Source organism: Enterobacter sp. MGH 37, assembly GCF_000534515.1.
In the GTDB taxonomy this organism is placed as follows: Bacteria; Pseudomonadota; Gammaproteobacteria; order Enterobacterales; family Enterobacteriaceae; genus Enterobacter; species Enterobacter kobei.
Map to the genome: position 1 here is coordinate 151,052 of NZ_KI973205.1, position 22,634 is coordinate 173,685.

Below are 22,634 nucleotides of genomic sequence, written 5' to 3' on the forward strand. Positions count from 1 at the left end.
CCGCCACCCGGCTTTTTCTTTCACTCCCGGCGCGCAATATCCGCAAACTTCGCGTCCAGCATTTTCGCCAGATCGCCCGCTGCCAGCTCGATATCCAGCCCGCGTTTGCCGCCTGAAATATAGATCGTGTCAAATTCCTGCGAAGGGGCATCAATCAGCGTCGGCAGGCGTTTTTTCTGCCCCAGCGGGCTAATCCCGCCCACCAGGTAGCCGGTGGTGCGTTGCGCAACCATCGGATCTGCCATATCCACCTTTTTCGCCCCCAGCGCCTTCGCCACTTTCTTGAGATCGAGCTGTCCGGCGACGGGCGTGACCGCCACGGCGAGATGTTTCATATCGCCGTTCACCGCAACCAGCAGCGTTTTATAGACCTGGTCAGCGTTCAGCCCCAGTTTGCGCACCACTTCGTCGCCAAAGTTGGTTTCATTCGGATCGTGATCGTAAGTGTGGATCCGGAAAGAAATGTTGTTTTTTTCGAGTAATTTAACGGCGGGAGTCATAGCTATCCTTCTTACGACAGACAAATCATGCCAACAGCATACGCCTGACGTTTGTCTAAAAAATAGCACCATCTTGCGCAATAGTATTGGCAGTGATGGTCACTTTGAGCGACAATCGGCTCAACCGAAGGTCTCCTTCGGCATAATAAAAACGATGAAATTCCTCTTTGACGGGCCAATAGAGATATTGGCCATTTTTTTATTTCAGCAGCGACGGCAAATTCCCTTCTCCGTACAAATGTAACGCCCCGACCGCAACCACGTATTCCCCGGCAGGTAATGCATGCAGCGTCTCTCGCCAGGCATTGTTGCGCGCATTCATCAGCACATCATACAGCGATTCGCTGAACGTTGACGGCAGCGCCAGCTTTCCGTCTGCTGGCGGCGCATCCAGCCACCAGCCAATCATGGTTTGCAGCAGACGTGCGTTGGTGTGCCAGTGGGTCAGCGTATCATCCAGCAGCATGCGGCCGTCGTCCGGAAGCTGACGCAGGAGCGCAATCTGGCTGTCCGTTCCTTCCAGTTCAATGATGGGCAGATTGCGCGCTCTTGCCAGATTGAGCAGCTGGTAATCAATACCGTAGTCACCGCGCAGACCCAGTCGCTGCGCCTGCGTGGCCTGTAGCACCATCGCAATTTGCCACAGCGGCAGGGCGTCAATCATAGAGAGCGACACGCCGGTTTCATCGGCGACGCGCGTCAGTTCCGCCAGTTGGGCTTCGTCCAGACGTTCCGCCAGGGTCAGATCGCTTTCAAGCCCGGCAAACGGTGACTCCTGGCCCGAAATATCCGCCTCGACGACCAGCGCGTCGGCGCGCTTCAGCCGTTTTATCAGACCGGGGGGCAGAGGCGACATATCCTGCGTACCCATATGGATGCTGCCGACCAGATGCAGGTGCTGACCGCCGGGCAGGGAGATATCCAGGCCGGGCCACGCATAACGGCGGGGAAAGAGGGCGCGAAACGAGGTTTTTATACGATTAAACAGGCTCATACGCGCTCCATAAACGGAAAGGTTCATGCTAGCGCGTACGAGAACAAGGTTCAATCTTTCGGTTTAAAGCGCAACAGGCGGTTGGCATTACTCACCACGGTGATGGAGGAGAGCGCCATTGCCGCACCTGCAACCACCGGGTTAAGCAGCGTGCCGGTCAGCGGCCACAAAATGCCGGCGGCAATTGGAATACCGAGCGAGTTATAGATAAATGCCCCCAGCAGGTTCTGCTTCATGTTGCGCAACGTGGCTTTCGAAATGGCCAGCGCATCGGCAACGCCCATCAGGCTGTGGCGCATCAACGTGATGGCGGCGGTTTCAATGGCAACATCGCTCCCGCCCCCCATGGCGATACCGACGTCTGCCTGGGCCAGCGCCGGGGCATCGTTGATGCCGTCGCCCACCATCGCCACCTGACGTCCCTGGCGTTGCAGGTTCTTAATCGCATCCGCTTTGCCATCCGGCAGAACGCCTGCAATGACTTCATCAATACCGGCTTCTTTCGCAATAGCGTTTGCCGTCGTCGGGTTGTCCCCGGTCAGCATCACCAGGCGATAGCCCGCGCGGTGCAGACGCGCCAGGGCATCCACGCTGTCCTGGCGAAGTGGATCGCGCACGGCCAGCAGGGCAGCGGCTTTGCCATCCACCGCCAGCAGAACCGGGGTTGCCCCCTGAGATGCCTGCGCTTTCAGTTCGGTTTCCAGCGCCGCGGTATCAATACCATTATCATTGAGCAAGGCCTGGTTACCCAGCAGCAGCGTATGCCCCTCGGCTTCACCGCTGACACCGAGCCCGCGCAGCGTGCGGAAGTTACTGACCTGCGGCAGAGCCGCAGCATTCGCTTTCTCGAGAATGGCGCGCGCCAGCGGGTGGCTGGAGCCTTGCTCCAGCGCGGCGGCGAGACGCAGCGCGTCCTCCTGCGCGATGCCTGCGGTGTTCACGGCCACAACCTGCGGTTTCCCCTCGGTCAGCGTGCCGGTTTTATCAAACACCAGCGTATCCAGCGTACTGGCCCGCTGCAGTGCGTCCGCATCCCTGACCAGCACGCCAAATTCGGCGGCACGGCCTACGCCGGAGATAATGGACATCGGCGTGGCCAGGCCAAGCGCGCATGGGCAGGCAATAATCAGCACGGTGGTGGCAATCACCAGGGTGTAGACAATCTGTGGCGCAGGGCCGAAGAAATACCAGATCGCCGCGCTCAGCAGGGCAATACCAACCACCACCGGCACAAAAATGGCCGAGATTCGGTCAGCAAGCTGGCCAATCTCCGGCTTGCTGCTCTGAGCCTGGCGCACCATTCGGATAATACGCGACAGCGTAGTATGGCTACCAACCGCACTGGCGGTGAACAGCACGCTGCCGTCCTGAACGACCGTGCCGGCATGGACGGCATCGCCGTCGGATTTCTGCTGAGGGATGGGTTCCCCGGTCAGCATCGCTTCATCCAGCCAGGCTTCACCCTGGGTTATCGTGCCGTCAACGGGCACGCGATCGCCGGTGGTCAAACGCAGCGTCATGCCGGGCTGCACTTCCGCCAGCGGGACGCTTTTTTCCCCCTCATCCGTGACCACGCGGGCCGTCGGCGGGGTTAAATCGAGTAATCGTTCCAGCGCTTTGGAGGAGCGCTGACGGGCGCGGGCTTCCAGCATATGACCTAAGTTAATCAGGCCGATAATCATCGCGCTCGCTTCATAATAGAGATGGCGCGCTTCCATCGGGAACCACTGCGGCCAGACGTTAACGCTCATTGAATAGAGCCACGCCGCGCCGGTACCGAGTGCGACCAGCGTATCCATCGTCGCGGTGCGGTTTTTCAGGCTCTTCCAGGCGCTGGTATAGAAATGGCCGCCTGCAAACACCATGACCGCAAGGGTAATCAGACCAATCACCAGCCACAGCGTGCGGTTGTCGGCGGTGACCATCATATTGTCACCCATCATGCCCCACACCATCACCGGGATTCCCACCAGCAGGGCGACAATCGCCTGCCAGCGGAAGCGCTTCATGGTGGCGATAGCCGTTTCCTGCTGGCGCTCGCGGCGTTCGACATCATCTTCGATGGCCTCTGCGCCGTAGCCCGCTTTCTCCACGGCCTGCACTAACTCTGCGGCGGAGGCACTGCCCATCACCAGCGCAGTACGCTCCGCAAGGTTTACCCGTGCCTGTGCGACGCCCGGTACCGCCTGTAAGGCATTTTGTACCCGGGAGACGCAGCTGGCGCAGCTCATACCGTTGATCAGCAGCTGTTGGCTGTCATCAATATCATCCGCTGCCGGAAGCTCAGGAGTGGCCGCTGTCAGTGCTTCCGACGGGGATGATGACTCTGCCAGCGGTTTAGCCTTTGGGTGGCTCAGCTCCGCCCCATAACCCGCTTGTTTAATGGTATCGATCAGCGCATCCGCGCTGGCGCTGCCGGTCACGGCGGCATGGTCGATAGTCACCTCAGCGCTTTCAACATCAGGACGCTGTTCCAGGCTTTCTTTAACGCGTTTGACACAGTGGCCGCAGGAGAGGCCGTCCAGCGTCAGGTCAATAGTGTGAGACATAACAAAACTCCCGTATAATGAACTGGTCAGTTGTTGACCGGAGTAACGCTTTTCGCTAACTGTTATGAAGGTTAAACCTTCCATCAAGGGGAAGGTCAAGGGGGAAATGTGAATATCAGTGACGTGGCAAAAAAAACCGGCTTAACCAGCAAAGCCATTCGCTTTTATGAAGAGAAAGGGCTGGTAACGCCGCCGTTGCGCAGTGAAAACGGCTACCGCAGCTACACGCAACGGCATCTTGATGAACTGACGTTACTGCGCCAGGCAAGGCAGGTGGGGTTTAACCTGGAAGAGTGCGGCGAGCTGGTAAACCTGTTTAACGATCCGAAGCGCCATAGTGCCGACGTGAAAAAACGCACGCTGGAAAAAGTGGCGGAGATCGAACGCCATATCATCGAATTACAGTCGATGCGTGAACAGCTGTTACAGCTGGCGGATTCCTGTCCGGGTGATGACAGCGCCGACTGCCCGATTATCGACAATCTTGCCGGCTGCTGCCACCGCAAAACCCACGCTTAACAGGCTTTTACCCGCAGGGTAATGCCTTCTACCGCAATGACCTCAACCCGTGTTCCGGCGCTGAGGTCGTCGTCGGCCACCACCGGCCACGAGCTGTCACCTACGCGCATATGCCCGCGCCCGTTCACCAGCGGGGTGTCGAGCGTAAAACGCTTGCCGACGATCTGCTGTCCGCGCTGGTTAAGGTGGGCATCCAGCGGTTTCTGTTCGCTTACCTGTCGGTTCAGCCAGCGCCACCACAGCCAGGCGGCCACCAGCGTCAGCACGGCAAACAGCGCCCCCTGCCACGCCCAGTCAAGCGGCAGAAGCCAGACGACCAGGCCGGTAATGACCGCGGCAACACCGCTCCACAGCAGGTAACCGTTGCCGCCCAGCATCTCGGCGGCCAGCAGTAAGCCACCGAGGCTTAGCCAGAACGCATGAGGATGTGCGACGATCAGTTCAATCATTTTTTACGCTCGTTTCCGCTGTCTTTAATCAGTTCGGCAATCCCTGCGATAGAGCCCATCAGGCTGCTGGCATCCAGCGGCATCATCACCACTTTGCTGTTGTTCGCGGAGCCGATCTCTTTCAGTGCATCGGTATATTTTTGCGCGACGAAGTAGTTCACGGCCTGGATATCACCGGCGGCAATCGCCTCGGATACCATCTGGGTCGCGCGGGCTTCCGCCTCTGCAGAACGTTCACGCGCTTCTGCCTGTAAGAATGCGGACTGACGATCGCCTTCCGCTTTCAGGATCTGCGACTGTTTTTCCCCTTCTGCTTTGAGGATTTCGGCCTGACGCACCCCCTCGGCTTCCAGAATATAGGCACGCTTGGTTCGCTCAGCCTTCATCTGGGCGTTCATGGAGGCGATCAGTTCTGCCGGCGGGCGCACGTCGCGGATCTCGATACGGGTGACTTTGATCCCCCACGGGTTCGTGGCCTCATCGACAATGTGCAGCAGGCGGGTATTGATGCTGTCGCGCTGGGAGAGCATCTCGTCCAGCTCCATCGAGCCAAGCACGGTACGGATGTTGGTCATCGTCAGGTTAACGATCGCCAGCTCCAGGTTGCTCACCTCATAGGCCGCTTTCGGCGCATCAATCACCTGAATAAAGCAGACGGCATCAATGGTAACGTTGGCGTTATCCTTGGAGATCACTTCCTGAGAAGGGATATCCAGCACCTGTTCCATCATGTTGATCTTGCGACCGATGCGGTCCATGAACGGGACAATCAGGCTCAAGCCAGGCTGTAGCGTGTTGGTATAGCGGCCGAAGCGCTCGACGGTCCACTGATAACCCTGAGGGACAATTTTGACGCCTGCGCCGACGATAACCAGCGCAACGAAGATAAGGACAGGAACAACGATGAGCATAAAAACCTCCTGTTTTGCATGCTATGGCAGAAATGAAATCACTTTTTGTTGATCCTAAGTATACGAGGAAAGTCGCTTTATTATCACTCATCGCCGTAAACTACTGCTCATTATTGGGATAAAGGCAGAAGATCACATGAAGGATAACAGCGCGGTATTAACCATTGAGGACGTGGGCTACCGCACAGGCGGTACCACCATTCTGAATAATGTCAGTTTTAGCCTCTTGCCGGGCGAGTTTCGACTGATTACCGGCCCCTCAGGCTGCGGGAAAAGTACGCTGCTTAAAATCATTGCGTCGCTGCTCACGCCAACGTCGGGAAAGATCTTCTTTGAGGGGAAGGATATTTCAACGCTTTCACCCGAGGCTTACCGCCAGCAGGTCTCTTATTCGGTGCAAACCCCGAGCCTGTTCGACAGCACGGTGTACGATAACCTGCTTTTCCCCTGGCAGATCCGACATAAGACGCCCGATCCTGAACGGTTTTCCGCCGACCTGGCACGCTTCAATCTGCCGCCGGACACGCTGACAAAGTCCGTTTCCGAACTGTCGGGCGGCGAAAAGCAGCGCGTCTCGCTGATCCGTAATCTGCAGTTCTTACCGAAGGTGTTACTGCTCGATGAGATCACCAGCGCGCTCGATGATGCCAACAAGCGCAACGTCAATGAAATCATTCATCGTTACGTCCGCGAGCAGAATATTGCCGTGCTGTGGGTGACGCATGACGCTAACGAAATTACCCATGCGGATGACGTACTGACGCTCCAGCCGCATGGCGGAAAAATGCAGGAGGCAAACCGTGGGTGAGCACAATATTACGAACGAATCCCTGGCGTTTTCGATGGTGCTGGTGCTGATCGCGATTGTCGTCAGCTACCGTGAAAAGCTGGGGCTGGAAAAGGACATTGTGTGGAGTATCTGCCGCGCGGTGATTCAGCTCATTATTGTCGGCTATGTGCTGAAGTATATTTTCAACGTCAACCACGCGGTGCTGACGCTGCTGATGGTGTTGTTTATCTGCTTCAATGCGGCGTGGAACGCGCAAAAGCGCAGTAAATACATCGATAAGGCGTTTGTCTCGTCGTTTATCGCCATTACCACCGGAACCGCATTAACGCTGGCGGTACTGGTGTTTTCCGGCTCAATTGAGTTTACGCCGATGCAGGTTATCCCTATCTCAGGGATGATTGCCGGGAACGCCATGGTGGCCGTCGGGCTGTGCTATAACAATCTCGGCCAGCGCTTCAGCAGTGAACAGCAGCAGCTACAGGAGAAATTAAGCCTGGGAGCGACGCCTAAAGTGGCCTCCGCGCGGCTGATTCGTGAGAGCATTCGCTCATCGCTGATCCCCACGGTAGATTCAGCCAAAACGGTCGGGCTGGTGAGCCTGCCGGGCATGATGTCGGGGCTGATTTTTGCCGGTATCGATCCGGTAAAAGCGATTAAGTATCAGATTATGGTGACGTTTATGCTGCTCTCAACGGCAAGCCTGTCCACCATCATTGCCTGTTACCTGACCTATCGGAAGTTTTACAACGCGCGCCATCAGCTGGTGGTGACGCAGTTGAAAAACGTGCGGTGATTATGCCGGGCGGCACTGCCTTTGCCCGGCCTACGATCCGCACTTTTCCAGGCCCGGTAAGCGAAGCGCCACCGGGCATTTTTTTGTTAGTAGAGCAACGCGTACAGCTGACGACGATACTTCGACGCCAGCGCATCGCCGGTGCCCAGCGCGGCCAGGATCTCCTGGAACATCTTGCGCGCCTGACCGTCTGCGGCAGCGAGGTCTTTTTGCAGGTGGCTAAACAGCAGTTCAAGCGCTTCTTCGTTACGCCCCACCTGATGCAGCTGCAGCGCCAGCTGGCTTGCCAGAGCCGCATCGGCCGGGTTGTCAGCGACCTGCTGCTGCAGTTGCTGAATTTCCGGCGTATCTGCCGCCTGTTTCAGCAGTTCAATCTGCGCGACCAGTCCCTGATAGCGGGTGTCCTGATCCTGCAGGGGAACCGTTTTGAGCACGGCTTCGGCGTCTTCTGAACGGTGCAGGGCAATCTGCGTTTCCGCCAGCAGCAGGCCAATCTGGCTGTTCTGATTCGACAGCTGCCACGCGTCTTTAAGCAGCGGCAGCGCCTCGTCGTATTTGCCTTCCTGCATCAGCGCCATGGCTTCCTGCGCTTTCAGCTCTTCTTCGCGCGGGAGGACTTTATCCAGCAGGGCGCGAATGGCCTCTTCCGGCTGTGGCCCCTGGAAGCCATCAACAGGCTGACCGTTCTGGAACAGGTAGACGGTAGGGATGGCGCGCAAACCAAACTGAGACGCCACCATCGGCTCTGCGTCACAGTCCAGTTTGGCAAGAATGAACTGACCGTTGTACTGCGCGGCAAGGCTTTCCAGCACCGGCGTCAGCTGTAAACAGTGCTGGCTGCGTTCAGACCAGAAGTAGAACAGCACGGGTTTTGCCATCGACTGTTCGAGGATCTGTTGCAGGTTTGCTTCAGTAATATTGACGATATTCTGTACGGACATGCGGCCTTCTCTTTTATCGGTTTGTTATTTACATGGGGGTGAGCGCTGTCGCTTCAACTCAACCGTGTAAAATTTTGTCCATCATCCGGCCCGGTAGCAGACGTTTTAACCAGCCAACGGCATGGGTGACCAGCGTTACCGGGTAGCGCATTTTGGGATGTTCACTCTCAAAAGCATGGCGCACTTTGGCAACCACCGCTTCGGGCCCGAGCGTAAATCGTGCGGCAATGCCGGGGTTTTCGACCGGTTTATCCGCCTGCGTCTGGTTAACGTTTTCGGTAAAGCGGGTGCGGATCGGGCCGGGTTCAATCAGGCTGACCTTAATGCCGCTGTGACGTAACTCCATGCGCAGGGCGTCGGACCAGGCCTCCAGCGCATATTTGCTGGCGGCGTAGGCGCCGCGGCCGGGCGTTGATATCAGACCCATCACTGACGATGTCATCACGATGCGCCCCTCGCCGTGCGGCAGCATGGCGGGGAGCAGACGCATGGTGAGCTGGTGGACACCAAAGAAGTTGGTTGAAAACTGCTTTTCCAGCGTTTCGCGCGAGAGCGTATCCAGCGGGCCATACACGCCGTAACCGGCATTATTAAAAAGCCCGTACAGACGATTGTCGGTCAGGGCTATCACCTCATCGGCGGCGCGTTCGACGCTTTCCGGGGCGTCCATATCCAGCAGCACGCCGGTAAAGCCCAGCCCGTTCATGCGTTCGACATCGTCGGGTTTGCGGCAGGCCGCCAGCACCCGAAATCCCTGACGCTTTAATTCGAGCGCGCTTTCAAGACCGATTCCGCTGGAACATCCTGTAATTAAGACCGATTTTTGCATAACTTTACCTGTCAGGATCTCCGCTTAATCAGGAGTCATGTTTAACTAAAGGAGCCAGCCGCGTTGCCATCCAGTCGGCAATAAACGGCTGCGCATCGCGATTGGGGTGGATCCCGTCGTCTTGCATCCACTGGGGTTTGAGATAGACCTCTTCCATGAAAAATGGCAGCAGCGGAATATCAAACTCTTTGGCAAGCTTAGGGTAGATCGCGCTAAAGGCTTCATTATACCGACGACCGTAGTTAGCGGGCAGGCGAATTTGCATCAGCAGCGGCTGGGCGTTTGCCGCCTTGATGTCCTGCAAAATGGTGCGCAGCGTCTGTTCCGTCTGCTGAGGCTGGAAACCGCGCAATCCATCGTTGCCGCCAAGCTCAACCAGCACCCAGCGTGGCTGATGCTGTTTGAGTAGCGCTGGCAGGCGCGACAGGCCCTGCTGCGAGGTATCGCCGCTGATGCTGCCGTTGATAACCGTCGTCTTGCTCTGCCATTTTTCGTTGAGCAGAGCGGGCCAGGCTGCGCTGGCCGCCATGCGATAGCCCGCGCTCAGGCTGTCGCCGAGAATCAGTAACGTGTCCGCTGCCGCCGCGCGGAAGGTCATCAGAATCAAGAACAGGAAGGGCAAATGCCAGCGGAAAACAGTGTTGAAGTTCATCGTCTTAAGAAGTCCGTCGGTCAGGGGGAACACGAGCTTTCCATCCTTACTGGAGTTGAACTCGTTGTCAAACGCGCTGAAACCATCGCGCTGATTGGCGAATCCGGTTCCGGCAAGTCCACGCTGCTGGCGATTCTGGCCGGTCTGGACGACGGGAGCAGCGGCGAGGTTCATCTTGTCGGGCAGCCGCTGCACCAGCTTGATGAAGAGGCGCGTGCTGCGCTGCGTGCGCGCCACATCGGGTTTGTCTTTCAGTCTTTTATGCTGATCCCCACGCTGAACGCGCTGGAGAACGTCGAACTCCCGGCGCTGTTGCGCGGTGAAAAGAGTCGCGAAAGCCGCGCCCATGCGAAGGCGTTGCTGGAACAGCTCGGTCTGGGCAAGCGCCTCAGCCATCTTCCCGCACAGCTTTCCGGCGGGGAGCAACAGCGTGTGGCGCTGGCGCGCGCCTTTAATGGCCGCCCGGAAGTGCTGTTTGCTGATGAACCCACCGGCAACCTTGACCGTAAAACCGGCGACAAAATCGCGGATCTGTTGTTTTCGCTTAACCGTGAACACGGTACCACGCTGATCCTCGTGACCCACGATCCGCAGCTGGCCGCCCGCTGCGACCGGCGTCTGCGGCTGGTCAACGGTACGCTTCAGGAGGAGGCATGATTGCCCGCTGGTTCTGGCGCGAGTGGCGCTCGCCCTCGCTGCTGATTGTCTGGCTGGCGTTAAGCCTGGCGGTGGCCTGCGTGCTGGCGCTCGGCAGCGTCAGCGACCGTATGGAAAAAGGGCTCAGCCAGCAGAGCCGGGAATTTATGGCCGGGGACCGGGCGCTGCAAAGCTCGCGTCCTGTTCCGCCGGGCTGGATTGAGGAAGCGCACAAAGCAGGGTTGAAGGTGGGGGAGCAAATCACCTTCCAGACCATGACCTTTGCGGGAGACACGCCGCAGCTCGCCAGCGTGAAAGCCGTGGATGATGTCTACCCGATGTACGGTGACTTACAAACCAGTCCGCCGGGGTTAAAACCAACGCCCGGCACGGTGCTGCTGGCATCGCGTTTAATGGCGCTTCTGAACCTGAAAGCCGGTGACAGTATTGACGTGGGCGATGCCACGCTGAAAATTGCCGGGGAGGTGGTGCAGGAGCCCGACTCCGGCTTTAACCCCTTCCAGCTTGCGCCACGCCTGCTGATGAACACGGCGGATGTTCCGGCAACCCATGCTGTCCAGCCGGGCAGCCGCGTCACCTGGCGCTACAAGTTTGGCGGCACGCCAGCCCAGCTTGATGGGTATGAAAAATGGCTGCTCCCGCAGCTTAAACCGGAGCACCGCTGGTACGGGCTGGAGCAGGACGAGGGGGCGCTCGGTAAATCTCTGGAGCGCTCTCAGCAGTTCCTGCTGCTTTCGGCGCTCTTAACCCTGCTGCTGGCGGTAGCGGCAGTGGCGGTGGCGATGGGGCATTACTGCCGCAGCCGCTACGATCGGGTGGCGATCCTTAAAACCCTCGGCGCGGGACGGGCGCAGCTGCGCAAGCTGATCGTCGGCCAGTGGCTAATGCTGCTGGTTTTGTCAGTGTTCACTGGCGGAATCATAGGGCTGCTGTTTGAAAAACTGCTGATGGTGATGTTAAAACCGGTGCTTCCGTCCGCATTGCCACCCGCCAGCTTCTGGCCGTGGCTGTGGGCGATTGGCGCGATGGTCGTGATCTCGGTGCTGGTGGGGCTGCGGCCCTACAGGCTGCTGCTCGCGACGCAGCCGCTGCGCGTGCTGCGTAATGATGTGGTGGCGAACGTCTGGCCGCTGAAGTTCTACCTTCCGGTGATTATTGCGGTCGCGGTGGGGCTGCTGGCCTGGCTGATGGGCGGCAGCACGCTGCTGTGGGCGGTGCTGGCCGGTGCGGTTGTGCTGGCGCTGCTGTGCGGCGTACTGGGCTGGATACTGCTCAACGTTCTGAAGAGGCTGACGGTGAAATCGCTGCCCGTGCGCCTGGCCGTTAATCGTCTGCTGCATCAGCCCTGGTCTACGCTCAGCCAGCTGTCGGCGTTTTCACTGTCGTTTATGCTGCTGGCCCTGTTGCTGGTGCTGCGGGGCGATCTGCTGGATCGCTGGCAGCAGCAGCTTCCCCCGGAAAGTCCGAATTATTTTCTGATCAATATTGCGCCTGAGCAGGTTACGCCGCTGAAGGGTTTCCTCTCTGAGCATCATATTGTCCCGGAGTCGTTTTATCCGATTGTTCGCGCCCGTCTGACGCAAATCAATGGGCAGTCGACGGAGGGGAACAAGGACGAGTCGCTGAACCGCGAACTTAACCTGACCTGGCAGGAGAAACGGCCCGACCATAACCCGATCACGGCAGGCACCTGGCCGCCGAAAGTGGGGGAGGTATCAATGGAGGAAGGGCTGGCGGTGCGCCTGAACGTGAAGCTCGGGGACAGCGTGACCTTCACCGGCGATACCCAGGACTTTACCGCCAAAGTCACCAGCCTGCGAAAGGTGGACTGGGAAAGCCTGCGGCCCAACTTCTTCTTTATTTTCCCGCCGGGGGCGCTGGATGGACAGCCGCAAAGCTGGCTGACCAGCTTCCGCTGGGAAAATGGCAACGGTATGCTGACGCAGCTTAACCGGGAATTCCCGACGGTCAGCCTGCTGGATATTGGGGCGATCCTGAAGCAGGTGGGACAGGTGCTGGAGCAGGTGAGCCGCGCGCTGGAGGTCATGGTGGTGCTGGTGACCATCTGCGGCGTGCTGTTGCTGCTGGCCCAGGTTCAGGTGGGCATGCGTCAGCGCCATCAGGAGCTGGTGGTCTACCGCACGCTGGGGGCCGGGAAGCGGTTGCTGCGGATGACGCTCTGGAGCGAGTTTGCGCTGCTGGGGCTGGTGGCAGGTCTGGTGGCCGCGATTGGCGCCGAGACGGCGCTGGCGGTGTTGCAGACACGTGTCTTCGACTTCCCGTGGGAGCCTGACTGGCGTCTCTGGCTGATCCTGCCTCTCTGCGGCGCGGTGCTACTCTCCCTCTGCGGGGGCTTGCTCGGAACGCGCCTGTTAAGGGGCAAAGCACTGTTGCGGCAGTTTATGGGGTAATCCAGCTCCGTGATAATTGCACACCGGTTTTTATGCCGGTGTGCAATATTTTAAAAGCACAAAGTGATAATACCCACGTATTTAGTAGCACAAAACATTAAAAACCCGTCCACACAGCCCGATTATTTCCAGTTAATATTCACCCGCTAAATATTTAGCAGCGTGTCTATTAAGGAAAAATAATGACTATAAAAAAATCAGCGCTGGCGGTAACGATTGGCGCGGCAGTGGCATTAACGACCTTCGCTTCTCAGGCGGAAATCACCGTTCTTAAACAGGATCCGCAGGCGGGTAACCCGCTGAGTCGTCTGAACTTTACCGTTGGCGGCAGTATTCGTCCTCAGTTCCAGAACATGACCGGCGACGACGGTAAAAACAGCTACAAACGTAACGGCTTTGACGGCGGTACCCGTTTCCGTTTCGCGGCTGATTACTACCTGTTTGATGATATTAGCTGGATAAGCTACTACGAACTGGGTGTGAACATCCCTGCCCAGTTTAACTGGGATCATCACTATGCAGACGGCGCACACGATACCACTCGCCGTATGCTCTACACCGGCCTGAAGAGCGATACCTGGGGTACGCTGACCTTCGGTCAACAGAACAGCGTTTACTATGATGTGGTGGGCGCGAAAACCGATATCTGGGACTACGACATGATTGCTCAGGCACCAGGTAACGGGATCAACGGCGACTACGACGGTTCTTACCGTTCACGCCAGATGCTGAAATACAAGAAAACCGTGGGTGATGCCGATATCTATGCATCCTACCTGTTTGAAGACAGCGAATACCTGCCGGGTAACGGCCTGCGCTATAAGCGTAAAGGCGGCGGTTCACTGGGCCTGGATTACCACCTGACCACCGACCTGACCTGGGGCGCAGCGTGGAACTACACCCGTGCGGACATGCGTAACCCGGACAACGGCGACAGCAAAACCTACGACCAGAACATCCTCGGTACCGCGCTGAGCTGGACGCCGGACAACTGGACCTTCTCCGCAGGCGGCGGCTGGTATCAGAACTTCCTGACCACCAAAAAAGTGTCTGTTAACGACTACTTTGCGGGCGACGCGTGGGGTATTGAATACTTCGCAGGGTATAAATTCCCGATCGGCCAGTATGCGGTGAAATCCATCCAGCCTTACTTCATGGGCGACCGCATTGAGTATGTGAATGGCCGTAACTACCAGCGCATCGACAATGGCGTGGGTATCAGCTTCCAGCTGGATTACGGTTTCCGCGTGGATTACGAACACGTGTTCACCTCCAGCACCGACAACCTGGGCGACATGAACCTGGTGCGTCTGCGTTACGACTTCTAAGTCGTCTGTTCCCCGGTGGCGCTGCTGTATGACCGGATACATAGGTGACAGATCAGACCGGGAACATAGGTAACACTTTTAGTCTATCCGGAGCACACTCTGGGTTTTTCGGTCGTAGTACGCAAGTGTTATTCCATTAAAGATGATGGCCTCAAGGCCATCATCTTGCTCTTCCAGCATGATGTACTCCCCAGTCAGTGCTTCACTCAGGAACACCGTACCCTTTTTTCCCATATAGAGGGTCCCCCTCGATTTCACCCTGTAGACTGTACCTCCTTCCGGATAAGCATATTCAGGAAGACGGCCATCCCAGTGTCGGTTTGAGGGTTGCCATACCGTTCCGGGCGTTGCACCCGCCAGTGCTTCATGCGGCCTTTCGTAGTTAAATTCTTTCCGGTAGTCACTGAACCACCGCTGTTGTTCTTCCATCGTCATGAAGGTGTTGCCCTGTTTCACCGCACTTTTCAGGGAGCGGTGCATTCGCTCATGGCGGCCATTTTCTTCCGGATGCCCCTTTCTGATACGCTCCGGCCTGATGCCCAGCTTGATTAGCCAGACGGCAAGACGACTTAATCCGGCTATTCCTGTTCCCGCGAAGGGCTGGCCGTTATCGGTTCTAAGCACTTCCGGCAGACCATATTCCAGGAACGCATCCGTCAGGCACTCTCTGACAAAGGGTTCACTCTCACGGTGTGTTCCCCGGCAGCTGAGCAGATACCGGCTGTGATTATCGGTCAGGGTGAAAGGATGGCAGTACTCTCTGCTGAGCAGCCTGAACTTGCCTTTAAAATCAGCGCTCCAGACCTGATTGTTCTCACTGATGATGGTCAGGGGCTGGCGATTGCCTGGTGTTCTGCGTTTTCGTTTTTTATCCGGAACCAGGCCTTCGCGCTTGAGGATATCGCCGATAGTGCTGGCGGCAGGTACGGTAAAATCGACGTGATGATTGAGCAACCACATCCGCAGTTTTTTTGGCCCCCAGTCAGGGTGTTTTTGACGCAGGGCAGTCAGGTGTCCGGCGATATCATCAGGAACCGTCCGGGAGTGGGAGCGTGGCGCGCGCGACCGGTCAGAGAGAGATGACAGATCAGAAGGGTCAAAACGCTGAAGCCATTTATAGCCGGTTTTACGGCTGATGCCAAAAAGACGGCAAAGCGCGGAGAAGGAGTCCGTACCTGCATGGCTGGCACGGATAAAATCAAGGCGTTGCATAGGTCGGGTCTCAGTCCAGGGCATAGCGAGTCTCCTCTTCTATGCCAGTTATAACTGTTACCCATGTATCCGGTCTAAAGTGTTACCCATGTTTCCGGTTCATACCCTGCGCTTACCGGGGCTACAAAAGCACGCGTAGGCCGGGTAAGGCGTAGCCGCCACCCGGATTTTTTATTTGCGAGACGCCTTCCAGTTTGTTTTTGGAGTTCTAGCTGTACAAAAATACAGATCTATAGTGGCTTCGCATCTGCAAAATCAGATGTCAGGATTGGCGTCCTGTAAACATAACGTTGGCATGAGCGCTTGTGCATGCCGCCTCGATTTCGTTCACCCTATTTTTGGCACTAAGGATATAATGCTTACTTAAGATATGGTGGACTGAACGAGGGCTTCATTAGAAGCGCCGGTTTCCGTTATGACCCGGTACGCCAACCTTGTTCAGTCTGCCTCCAAAATGTGGCGTTTATGGTGGCATCGTAAGGTAAACATAACGGATGCTAAGAAATGGAAAGTTATACTTCAGTACAGCAAGCTACAACTCATTTTTATTCTGAATTATCTAGCGATATTTCAATAGTAGATCTTATAGAACGGTGTGAATTGTTAACTCAGATTCTCATGGATGATGAAACAACTCAGAGTTCAAAAGCAATCTATAGATGCTTAGGTGCTTATCTAGACGTTTTGAATAAGGAATTGAAATTATCAATGGCTGATTTCATCATTATTAATGATGAGTCCAGCGATTGTAACTTTGGTTCTGGGGGATTTCTATTTGATAGTTCAGATTTACAATGTGAATATTGCCAAGCAATAAACCATGTACTAGCCTCATATGACTGTAGCGATACACTGCAAAAATATCTTAATGGATTATTACACGATATAATGCTGGATATGTCTCTTGATATAAAATCTTCATTTTTAATTGCAGAGCAATAATACCATATGCAGATGATAAAGCCGGAGCAGGTCCGGCTTTTAGATATGCAACTGAAATTAGTCCATAAATGGAGACAATAATTCATCTAGTTCAGCATCATCTTTTATGATCCAGCGATTAAATGCAGAGTATTGATAAGAACGTCTGATCATGACTTTAATATCCTCGATAGAATTTTCTCTTTGAGCATCGGTGGAGTTCTCATCGTAATATATTGTCATTAATTTTGTTAGCCTGTGTGTTATCTTAACAACATCTGAACGTAACGATCGCGCAGTAAAACGTTTGTTTATAGTTTTATCATTATTATAAACTTCATTAAGTAAATCCGCGGTTTCAATTGTAGCGGCATCATGTACCATAGCTTCAATAAAAAAGTTTTTTGCACCAGGAGAAAAACCGGGAAGTAATTTTACTTTATCCCAAACACTATCGTTACAACAATCAAGTAGATTTTTATATTTTGCAAGCTTTATGTTATTGCATCTTGAACAGACCAAATAAAGATTGCTCCAGTCAAATTTCTTATTGATATCACCCATGTGTGGGATGAAATGTTCTACATTGATATCTAATGGTGATTTTGTTTCGCAAATATAGCACTTTTTATAGAATGATTGTTCTAGCGCTATATATACATCTTCGCCATCATAACGTCGTTGCGCTGCTAAAGATGCAGGGGCTGGTAATATCCTATTTACATTAAACATAGCTGCACCTTACCCTTGTATTCTTTTTTTGCTTTTCAATAATTCTAATTTTGCTCGATCAAGGAAAGCTTGGGCATCTTCGCTCATGTTGCTTTGATCTACAGCTAGCGAACTAATTTCATTATCAATTTCTTCAATATTGCTATGATTTATATTTTTAATAAGGCTTTCAATATTTCGAAGTTTATCCGTTAATGCGTGTGATTCTGTTGCAACACCGAATAACTCTTCCATTACGATACCATATGAATAGGAAGATACGTCAATAATTTGTTCATTTGAACTTAGATCATAAATTACTGCATCGGTAACTGACGTAACAACAAATGGTGAATGAGTGGTTACTATAAATTGAACTTTAGGAAAGGCCTTCATGAAGAAACGAAGAATTTGTTTTTGTAAGGATACATGTAAATGTGCATCAATTTCGTCAATAAAGATTATTCCCTGAATGTTCTCTGGCGTTACACCCCACATTTCAACTCGCATTACTAGATCTGTATAAATACTTAGTATCGAAGAGAATCCCGAAGAAAGATTTTGAAATGTATACTTTTCTTTCCCATCTTGTATTAAATAAAATTTTTCATCAGAAGTGTTAAATTCAAGAGTTAATTTTGGGTCTTCAAACAACGAGCGCAGATCATTTTCAATTTTTACGAACCAAGATTTGATACCTAATGCTTTTTCTTCATTCTTATCGAAAGAAATTGCATAGCTTTGGTTTTTCTTTAAACTCAGCAAATAACTTTCGAATATATTACTACCATCAATATCATTTCCGAAGTGCTGATTGTTTTTAATTAAACTTGAATGTTTAGGTACTTCTGTAGGTGAGACTATCTTTGACTGCCTTGTGGCATCGTGAAATCTTAATAAGGAACGTATTTCCGTAATGTCATTCGAAGTTGTAATGATATTGAAACTTAATAATTCTTCAATTCTTTTTTCAAGTCTATTTTTTTCTGCCAAATAAGTAGAATAAACATTGTCATCTCTGCCTATTATAGTGAGCTGAGAGTTGTACCAATTTAATTGATTTTTAAGATAGTCTAAATCATTTTCATTATGATTGTTTATTGCTTTGTTAAGATGCTCAAATATTTGTGTGATGAAACTGGTTTTACCACATCCATTATTACCCGTGATAATTAGACTTTTACCATATAAATCTATTTCGGCTCTCTTGGATGAAAAACGAACCGGGATGTCAATTTTATCAATGCTACATAACATAGGTATTTCCTTTAGACGATGAGCTTGATTAACATTTTTCAATGGAGCATCATTAACTTAGATAGCATAATCTTATTTAAGATATTCAGCTACCTGTTCAAACGTCCCGCGATACACAATCTTCTTTGCTTTTTTCTCAAGCTGATAGCTGTACATCGGGTCGTAATAGTCGTTTAGCAGGGGCGCAAGCCAGCTAAAGTGAACCTCGGTGCAGCCCGTCCGTTGCTGTTCAAGCAACGCGGAATCGAGTAGGGCAGTCAGTTCCGCAAAACGCTGTAGCCCCAGACGGCGGCGAATGGCGAACAGTCCGTGGTGCAGATACGCGCTGTACTCTTTCCAGCCGGCCTCTTCACCATAAGCGGCAGAAAAATCCGCCCACATGTGGTCGAAGTACTCTTCGCGCAGACGCTCAAGACGAATATCAAACGGATCCTCGACAACCGCGATAGGCGCTTCATTCATGCGGTCGCGCAGGCACTCCGGCAGGTGGTTGGAGCCAATCATTCGACCTTCATCTTCCAGCACCCAGCGTGCGGCATCTTTCTTTAACAGCTCGACGGCAAGGTGATTTTCAAAGCTGGCCTGGGACAGTTGCGGAGTGAGCGTGCGGCCAAAGGACGAACCGCGGTGGTGCGCCAGCCCTTCCAGATCGATACCCTGCGCATGCTGCTTCACCAGCAGGGTTTTCCCGTTTCCGGTACAGCCGCCGATAAGCACCATCGGCTTTTTCGACTGCTCAATCGTCACCTGAATCGCCGTCTGGCGCAGGGCTTTATAGCCGCCGCGGATCAGCGGGTAATCGACACCGGCCTCTTTCAGCCAGGCCTGTGAGATATGTGAACGCTGGCCCCCGCGCGCGCAGCAGAGATAACCTTCAGGGTGAGCAAGGCTGGCTTCACGCCAGGCGTTAATGCGCGCCTCACGCGTCTCGCCGTTGACCAGACTGTGGCCGAGCGCCAGTGCGGCCTCGGGGCCCTGACGTTTATAGCAGGTGCCCACGGCAGCGCGTTCGTCGTCGTTCATCAGCGGCAGGTTAAGGGCGGCGGGCATCGCGCCCTGGGCAAATTCTATCGGCGCGCGAACGTCGATTAAAGGGGTATCAGACGCGAGGATCGCGCGATAGTCCGTTCCATCGTTCATGGGTATTCCAGAAATAAAACCAGCAATGGCGGGGATTTTACGCGCGAGAGGAGAGGCCGGGGAAGGGGAAGATCAACTCCCCGGCACTTATCGCTTATTTAAGCTTTGACTGAGCCCAGACAATGCCGCTCGCGTATTCCGGCGGCAGGAGAGGGATCATGGCTTCCAGGGTGGCGCTCAGACGGCCCGTGTCGCTATCGTTCAGGTTCAGGTGACCCACTTTACGACCCTGGCGGACCTCTTTGTCATACCAGTGCAGATGCACCAGCGGCAGCTTGAGCCAGTCGTAGTTCAGATCGGTCCCGATCAGGTTGATCATTACCGACGGGCTGTTCACGACCGGCTGCGGCAGTGGCAAATCGGTGATGGCACGCAGGTGGAGCTCGAACTGGCTGATGGAGGCGCCGTTTTGCGTCCAGTGGCCGCTGTTATGCACGCGCGGCGCCAGCTCGTTGATCAGCAGGCCGGATGGGGTAACAAAACACTCCATCGCCATCACGCCCACGTAACCCAGCTCGTGCATAATGGCTGAGAGCATGTCTTCCGCCTGCGCCTGCTGGTCGGCATTTGCCTGAGGGAAGGCGACGCTGGTGCGCAGAATGCCGTCCTGATGCAGGTTATGCGTCAGCGGATAAAAGACGGTGTGTCCGTCATGCCCGCGTGCGCCAACCAGGGACACTTCGCCGCTAAAGTTGATGCCCTGCTCAACGATACACTCGCCGTAGCAGTCGTCCGGCAGCTCCGCGGTTTCGTGCGCACGCAGACGCCACTGGCCGCGGCCGTCGTAGCCGCCGACGCGGCGCTTCACGATCGCCAGCTCGCCCAGCATCGCGAACACGTCATTCCACTCGCCTTTATCGGACAACAGCTGCCACGGCGCGGTCGCCAGACCGAGCTTGTCGAACAGCTGCTTTTGCGTCAGACGGTCGGCAATGATCGGAAACACGTCGCGGTTAACGAAGGCGTTATGGCGGGCCAGCTCGCGGGTCAGCGCGGTTTCTGGCCAGCGTTCGATCTCGGCGGTGATCACGCTCTGGTGGAACGGTACCGCTTCCGGTTCAGCATCCAGCCCGACAGGCCAGACGGCAATACCCAGCGGTTCACCGGCCTGGCGCAGCATGCGGCCTAACTGGCCGTTACCGAGGACGCAAACCTGCTTCATGCCGCACCCCGCGGGTCTGGATTATCCAGCACCTCATCGGTCTGGGCTTTACGCCACTCCGCCAGACGCTGGTGTAATGCTTTATCGTGCGTCGCAAGAATTTGCGCCGCCAGCAGGGCGGCATTAGCCGCACCCGCTTTACCAATCGCCAGCGTGCCGACAGGGATTCCGCGCGGCATCTGGACGATGGAGTAGAGGCTATCCACACCGCTTAACGCGGCGCTTTGGACCGGGACACCGAGAACCGGTACCAGGGTTTTAGCGGCAATCATGCCGGGCAGATGTGCTGCGCCGCCCGCACCGGCAATGATCACCTCATAGCCATTCTCTTCGGCGCTTTCGGCGAAGCTGAACAGTTTGTCCGGTGTACGGTGCGCGGAGACCACTTCAACGTGGTGCGGAACATTCAGGATTTCAAAGATTTCGGCGGCGAACTGCATGGTAGCCCAGTCGCTTTTGGACCCCATCACGATGGCGACACGCGCCGGATTATTGCGGGAAGACATGCGTCTTAAAACTCCTGTGGTGCGAAACACACTGCTTTCGAGGGCACAGAGAATAGCATGTTATACGAGCAAGGAAAACGGTTGCGCGGTCGTAAACCAGGCGAAAAAACGTTAAAACGGAAACGCAATCAGCTCAACACCCTCAGGCGTCACTTTGACCATGGAACCTTCGCTGTGCCAGGCACCCAGTACGACGCGATGGACTGGTTCGCCGTTGGCAAGAAGGGAATGAACGTCAGGGCGGTGGGTATGACCGTGGATTAACCACTGAACCCCATGTTTTTCCATTACGCTCACTACGGCCTGCGGATTGACGTCCATGATGGTCATGGATTTACTGCTGTTAGCGGCTTTACTGCCCGCACGCATTCTGGCTGCGATGCGTTTACGGATAAAGAGCGGCAGGGCAAGAAACAGCGTCTGGATCCAGGGGGTGTGAACTTTGGCGCGAAACGCCTGATAGCCGGTATCGTCCGTGCAGAGCGTATCGCCGTGCATAATCAGCAGCCTGCGGCCATAGAGGTCGAGCACCTGTTCTTCCGGCAGCAGCGTCATGCCGCTTTCGCGGGCGTAGCGCTTGCCGAGCAGAAAATCACGGTTGCCGTGAATGAAATAGCAGGGGACACCGGAATCAACCAGCGCCTTAATGGCGGAGGCGATTTCACGATGCAGCGGGTCAGGATCATCGTCGCCAATCCAGGCTTCAAACAGGTCGCCCAGGATGTACAGCGCATCGGCGCTTTTCGCTTCACCGCGTAAAAAACGCAGAAAACCGGCGGTGATCGCCGGTTCTTCTGTTTGCAGATGCAGATCCGCAATAAAGAGTGTCGCCACGAATTACTCGCTGACGGTCACGCTTGTAATCACAACGTCTTCTTTAGGTACGTCCTGGTGCATGCCGCTGCGGCCAGTAGAGACGGCTTTGATCTTATCGACCACGTCCATACCTTCAACCACTTCTGCGAACACGCAGTAGCCCCAACCCTGCAGGCTTTCGCCGGAGAAGTTCAGGAAGTCGTTATCAGCCACGTTGATGAAGAACTGCGCGGTCGCGGAGTGAGGCGCCTGGGTACGGGCCATTGCCAGCGTGCCACGGGTGTTTTTCAGGCCGTTGTTGGCTTCGTTTTTGATCGCTTCTTTCGTCGCTTTCTGCTTCATACCCGGTTCAAAACCGCCACCCTGGATCATAAAGCCGTTGATCACGCGGTGGAAAATGGTGTTGTCGTAGAAACCTTCGCGGCAATAGTCCAGGAAGTTTTTAACTGTTTCAGGCGCTTTGTCATCAAAGGTTTTGATTACGATATCGCCATGATTAGTGTGGAAAGTAACCATTTTTGCATCCTGTTCCGTTATTGTGGTACGTCGACCCGCGTTCGGGTCACATATAGGGGCTTGTTATAGC

At 54.7% G+C, this 22,634-nt stretch carries 23 protein-coding genes; 7 read left to right on the top strand and 16 right to left on the bottom strand.

Annotation, left to right across the window (positions count from 1 at the left end; all coding sequences use genetic code 11):
• Window positions 1–20 precede the first annotated feature (20 nt).
• From ybaK to copA, 3 genes are all read right to left on the bottom strand, one after another.
• Window positions 21–500, bottom strand: coding sequence for a Cys-tRNA(Pro)/Cys-tRNA(Cys) deacylase YbaK (ybaK, locus tag L383_RS22890; protein WP_023332257.1), 480 nt, complete (start codon window positions 498–500; stop codon window positions 21–23).
• Window positions 501–699: 199 nt separating this feature from the next.
• Window positions 700–1,494, bottom strand: coding sequence for a TraB/GumN family protein (locus L383_RS22885; protein WP_014882820.1), 795 nt, complete (start codon window positions 1,492–1,494; stop codon window positions 700–702).
• A 50-nt stretch (window positions 1,495–1,544) separates the two neighbouring features.
• Window positions 1,545–4,043 (bottom strand): copper-exporting P-type ATPase CopA, encoded by a 2,499-nt coding sequence (gene copA / locus L383_RS22880; protein WP_023332258.1) that lies wholly within the window; start codon window positions 4,041–4,043, stop codon window positions 1,545–1,547.
• Between the two features lie 108 nt (window positions 4,044–4,151).
• Here copA and cueR point away from each other — a divergent pair, with 108 nt between their 5' ends.
• Window positions 4,152–4,562: a Cu(I)-responsive transcriptional regulator gene (gene cueR, locus L383_RS22875; protein ID WP_014882822.1), complete on the top strand. Its 411-nt coding sequence runs from the start codon at window positions 4,152–4,154 to the stop codon at window positions 4,560–4,562.
• On the opposite strand, the gene L383_RS22870 is transcribed toward cueR, so the two are convergent.
• Together L383_RS22870 and L383_RS22865 are read right to left on the bottom strand one after the other, a co-directional pair.
• Window positions 4,559–5,011: an NfeD family protein gene (locus tag L383_RS22870; RefSeq protein WP_023332259.1), complete on the bottom strand. Its 453-nt coding sequence runs from the start codon at window positions 5,009–5,011 to the stop codon at window positions 4,559–4,561. The genes cueR and L383_RS22870 overlap by 4 nt on opposite strands.
• Window positions 5,008–5,922, bottom strand: coding sequence for an SPFH domain-containing protein (locus L383_RS22865; RefSeq protein ID WP_008499312.1), 915 nt, complete (start codon window positions 5,920–5,922; stop codon window positions 5,008–5,010). Before L383_RS22865 ends, L383_RS22870 begins: the two co-directional genes overlap by 4 nt.
• A 136-nt stretch (window positions 5,923–6,058) precedes the next feature.
• On the opposite strand from L383_RS22865, the gene fetA reads away from it, so the two are divergent.
• Together fetA and fetB are read left to right on the top strand one after the other, a co-directional pair.
• The gene (gene fetA, locus L383_RS22860; RefSeq protein ID WP_014882824.1) at window positions 6,059–6,730 is read left to right on the top strand and encodes an iron efflux ABC transporter ATP-binding subunit FetA; all 672 of its coding nucleotides are present in this window, start codon (window positions 6,059–6,061) and stop codon (window positions 6,728–6,730) included.
• Window positions 6,723–7,505 carry an iron efflux ABC transporter permease subunit FetB gene (gene fetB / locus L383_RS22855; protein WP_023332260.1) on the top strand — a complete coding sequence of 261 codons (783 nt, stop codon included), beginning with the start codon at window positions 6,723–6,725 and terminating at the stop codon, window positions 7,503–7,505. The genes fetA and fetB overlap by 8 nt, the downstream gene beginning before the upstream one ends.
• An 86-nt stretch (window positions 7,506–7,591) precedes the next feature.
• Here the strand turns inward: fetB and L383_RS22850 are convergent, their stop codons facing one another.
• From L383_RS22850 to tesA, 3 genes are read right to left on the bottom strand one after another with little or no spacing between them, the layout of a single operon-like run.
• Window positions 7,592–8,446, bottom strand: a complete 855-nt coding sequence (locus L383_RS22850) for a co-chaperone YbbN (protein WP_014882826.1) — start codon at window positions 8,444–8,446, stop codon at window positions 7,592–7,594.
• A 58-nt stretch (window positions 8,447–8,504) separates the two neighbouring features.
• On the bottom strand, window positions 8,505–9,275 hold the full coding sequence (locus tag L383_RS22845) for an SDR family oxidoreductase (protein WP_023332261.1): 771 nt from the start codon (window positions 9,273–9,275) through the stop codon (window positions 8,505–8,507).
• Window positions 9,276–9,303: 28 nt separating this feature from the next.
• Window positions 9,304–9,927 (bottom strand): multifunctional acyl-CoA thioesterase I/protease I/lysophospholipase L1, encoded by a 624-nt coding sequence (tesA, locus tag L383_RS22840; RefSeq protein ID WP_032628733.1) that lies wholly within the window; start codon window positions 9,925–9,927, stop codon window positions 9,304–9,306.
• On the opposite strand from tesA, the gene ybbA reads away from it, so the two are divergent.
• The 3 genes from ybbA to L383_RS22825 all read left to right on the top strand — a co-directional run bounded on the left by ybbA (window position 9,898) and on the right by L383_RS22825 (window position 14,323).
• Entirely contained in the window at window positions 9,898–10,584 is a 687-nt protein-coding gene (gene ybbA / locus L383_RS22835; RefSeq protein ID WP_014882829.1) for a putative ABC transporter ATP-binding protein YbbA, read from the top strand. The two genes, tesA and ybbA, sit on opposite strands and share 30 nt — an antisense overlap.
• On the top strand, window positions 10,581–12,995 hold the full coding sequence (gene ybbP, locus L383_RS22830; protein ID WP_023332263.1) for a putative ABC transporter permease subunit YbbP: 2,415 nt from the start codon (window positions 10,581–10,583) through the stop codon (window positions 12,993–12,995). Before ybbA ends, ybbP begins: the two co-directional genes overlap by 4 nt.
• Before the next feature lie 182 nt (window positions 12,996–13,177).
• The gene (locus tag L383_RS22825) at window positions 13,178–14,323 is read left to right on the top strand and encodes a porin (RefSeq protein WP_014882831.1); all 1,146 of its coding nucleotides are present in this window, start codon (window positions 13,178–13,180) and stop codon (window positions 14,321–14,323) included.
• 78 nt (window positions 14,324–14,401) lie between these two features.
• Here the strand turns inward: L383_RS22825 and L383_RS22820 are convergent, their stop codons facing one another.
• Window positions 14,402–15,559, bottom strand: coding sequence for a DDE-type integrase/transposase/recombinase (locus L383_RS22820; RefSeq protein WP_023330980.1), 1,158 nt, complete (start codon window positions 15,557–15,559; stop codon window positions 14,402–14,404).
• 480 nt (window positions 15,560–16,039) lie between these two features.
• Between L383_RS22820 and L383_RS25770 the strand changes: the two genes are divergently transcribed.
• Window positions 16,040–16,477 carry a hypothetical protein gene (locus L383_RS25770; RefSeq protein WP_127348278.1) on the top strand — a complete coding sequence of 146 codons (438 nt, stop codon included), beginning with the start codon at window positions 16,040–16,042 and terminating at the stop codon, window positions 16,475–16,477.
• A 57-nt stretch (window positions 16,478–16,534) separates the two neighbouring features.
• Here the strand turns inward: L383_RS25770 and L383_RS22815 are convergent, their stop codons facing one another.
• The 7 genes from L383_RS22815 to ppiB all read right to left on the bottom strand — a co-directional run bounded on the left by L383_RS22815 (window position 16,535) and on the right by ppiB (window position 22,564).
• A complete protein-coding gene (locus L383_RS22815; protein ID WP_023332264.1) occupies window positions 16,535–17,188 on the bottom strand; it encodes an HNH endonuclease in 654 nt (217 codons plus the stop codon).
• 9 nt (window positions 17,189–17,197) lie between these two features.
• Window positions 17,198–18,424 (bottom strand): AAA family ATPase, encoded by a 1,227-nt coding sequence (locus tag L383_RS22810; RefSeq protein ID WP_023332265.1) that lies wholly within the window; start codon window positions 18,422–18,424, stop codon window positions 17,198–17,200.
• A gap of 72 nt (window positions 18,425–18,496) precedes the next feature.
• Window positions 18,497–19,564 (bottom strand): tRNA 2-selenouridine(34) synthase MnmH, encoded by a 1,068-nt coding sequence (gene mnmH / locus L383_RS22805; RefSeq protein WP_023332266.1) that lies wholly within the window; start codon window positions 19,562–19,564, stop codon window positions 18,497–18,499.
• A gap of 94 nt (window positions 19,565–19,658) precedes the next feature.
• Entirely contained in the window at window positions 19,659–20,726 is a 1,068-nt protein-coding gene (gene purK / locus L383_RS22800) for a 5-(carboxyamino)imidazole ribonucleotide synthase (RefSeq protein ID WP_014882833.1), read from the bottom strand.
• Window positions 20,723–21,232 (bottom strand): 5-(carboxyamino)imidazole ribonucleotide mutase, encoded by a 510-nt coding sequence (purE, locus tag L383_RS22795; protein WP_014882834.1) that lies wholly within the window; start codon window positions 21,230–21,232, stop codon window positions 20,723–20,725. Before purE ends, purK begins: the two co-directional genes overlap by 4 nt.
• 111 nt (window positions 21,233–21,343) lie before the next feature.
• Window positions 21,344–22,066 carry a UDP-2,3-diacylglucosamine diphosphatase gene (gene lpxH, locus L383_RS22790; protein ID WP_023332267.1) on the bottom strand — a complete coding sequence of 241 codons (723 nt, stop codon included), beginning with the start codon at window positions 22,064–22,066 and terminating at the stop codon, window positions 21,344–21,346.
• A 3-nt stretch (window positions 22,067–22,069) separates the two neighbouring features.
• Window positions 22,070–22,564 (bottom strand): peptidylprolyl isomerase B, encoded by a 495-nt coding sequence (ppiB, locus tag L383_RS22785; RefSeq protein ID WP_014882836.1) that lies wholly within the window; start codon window positions 22,562–22,564, stop codon window positions 22,070–22,072.
• Window positions 22,565–22,634 lie beyond the last annotated feature (70 nt).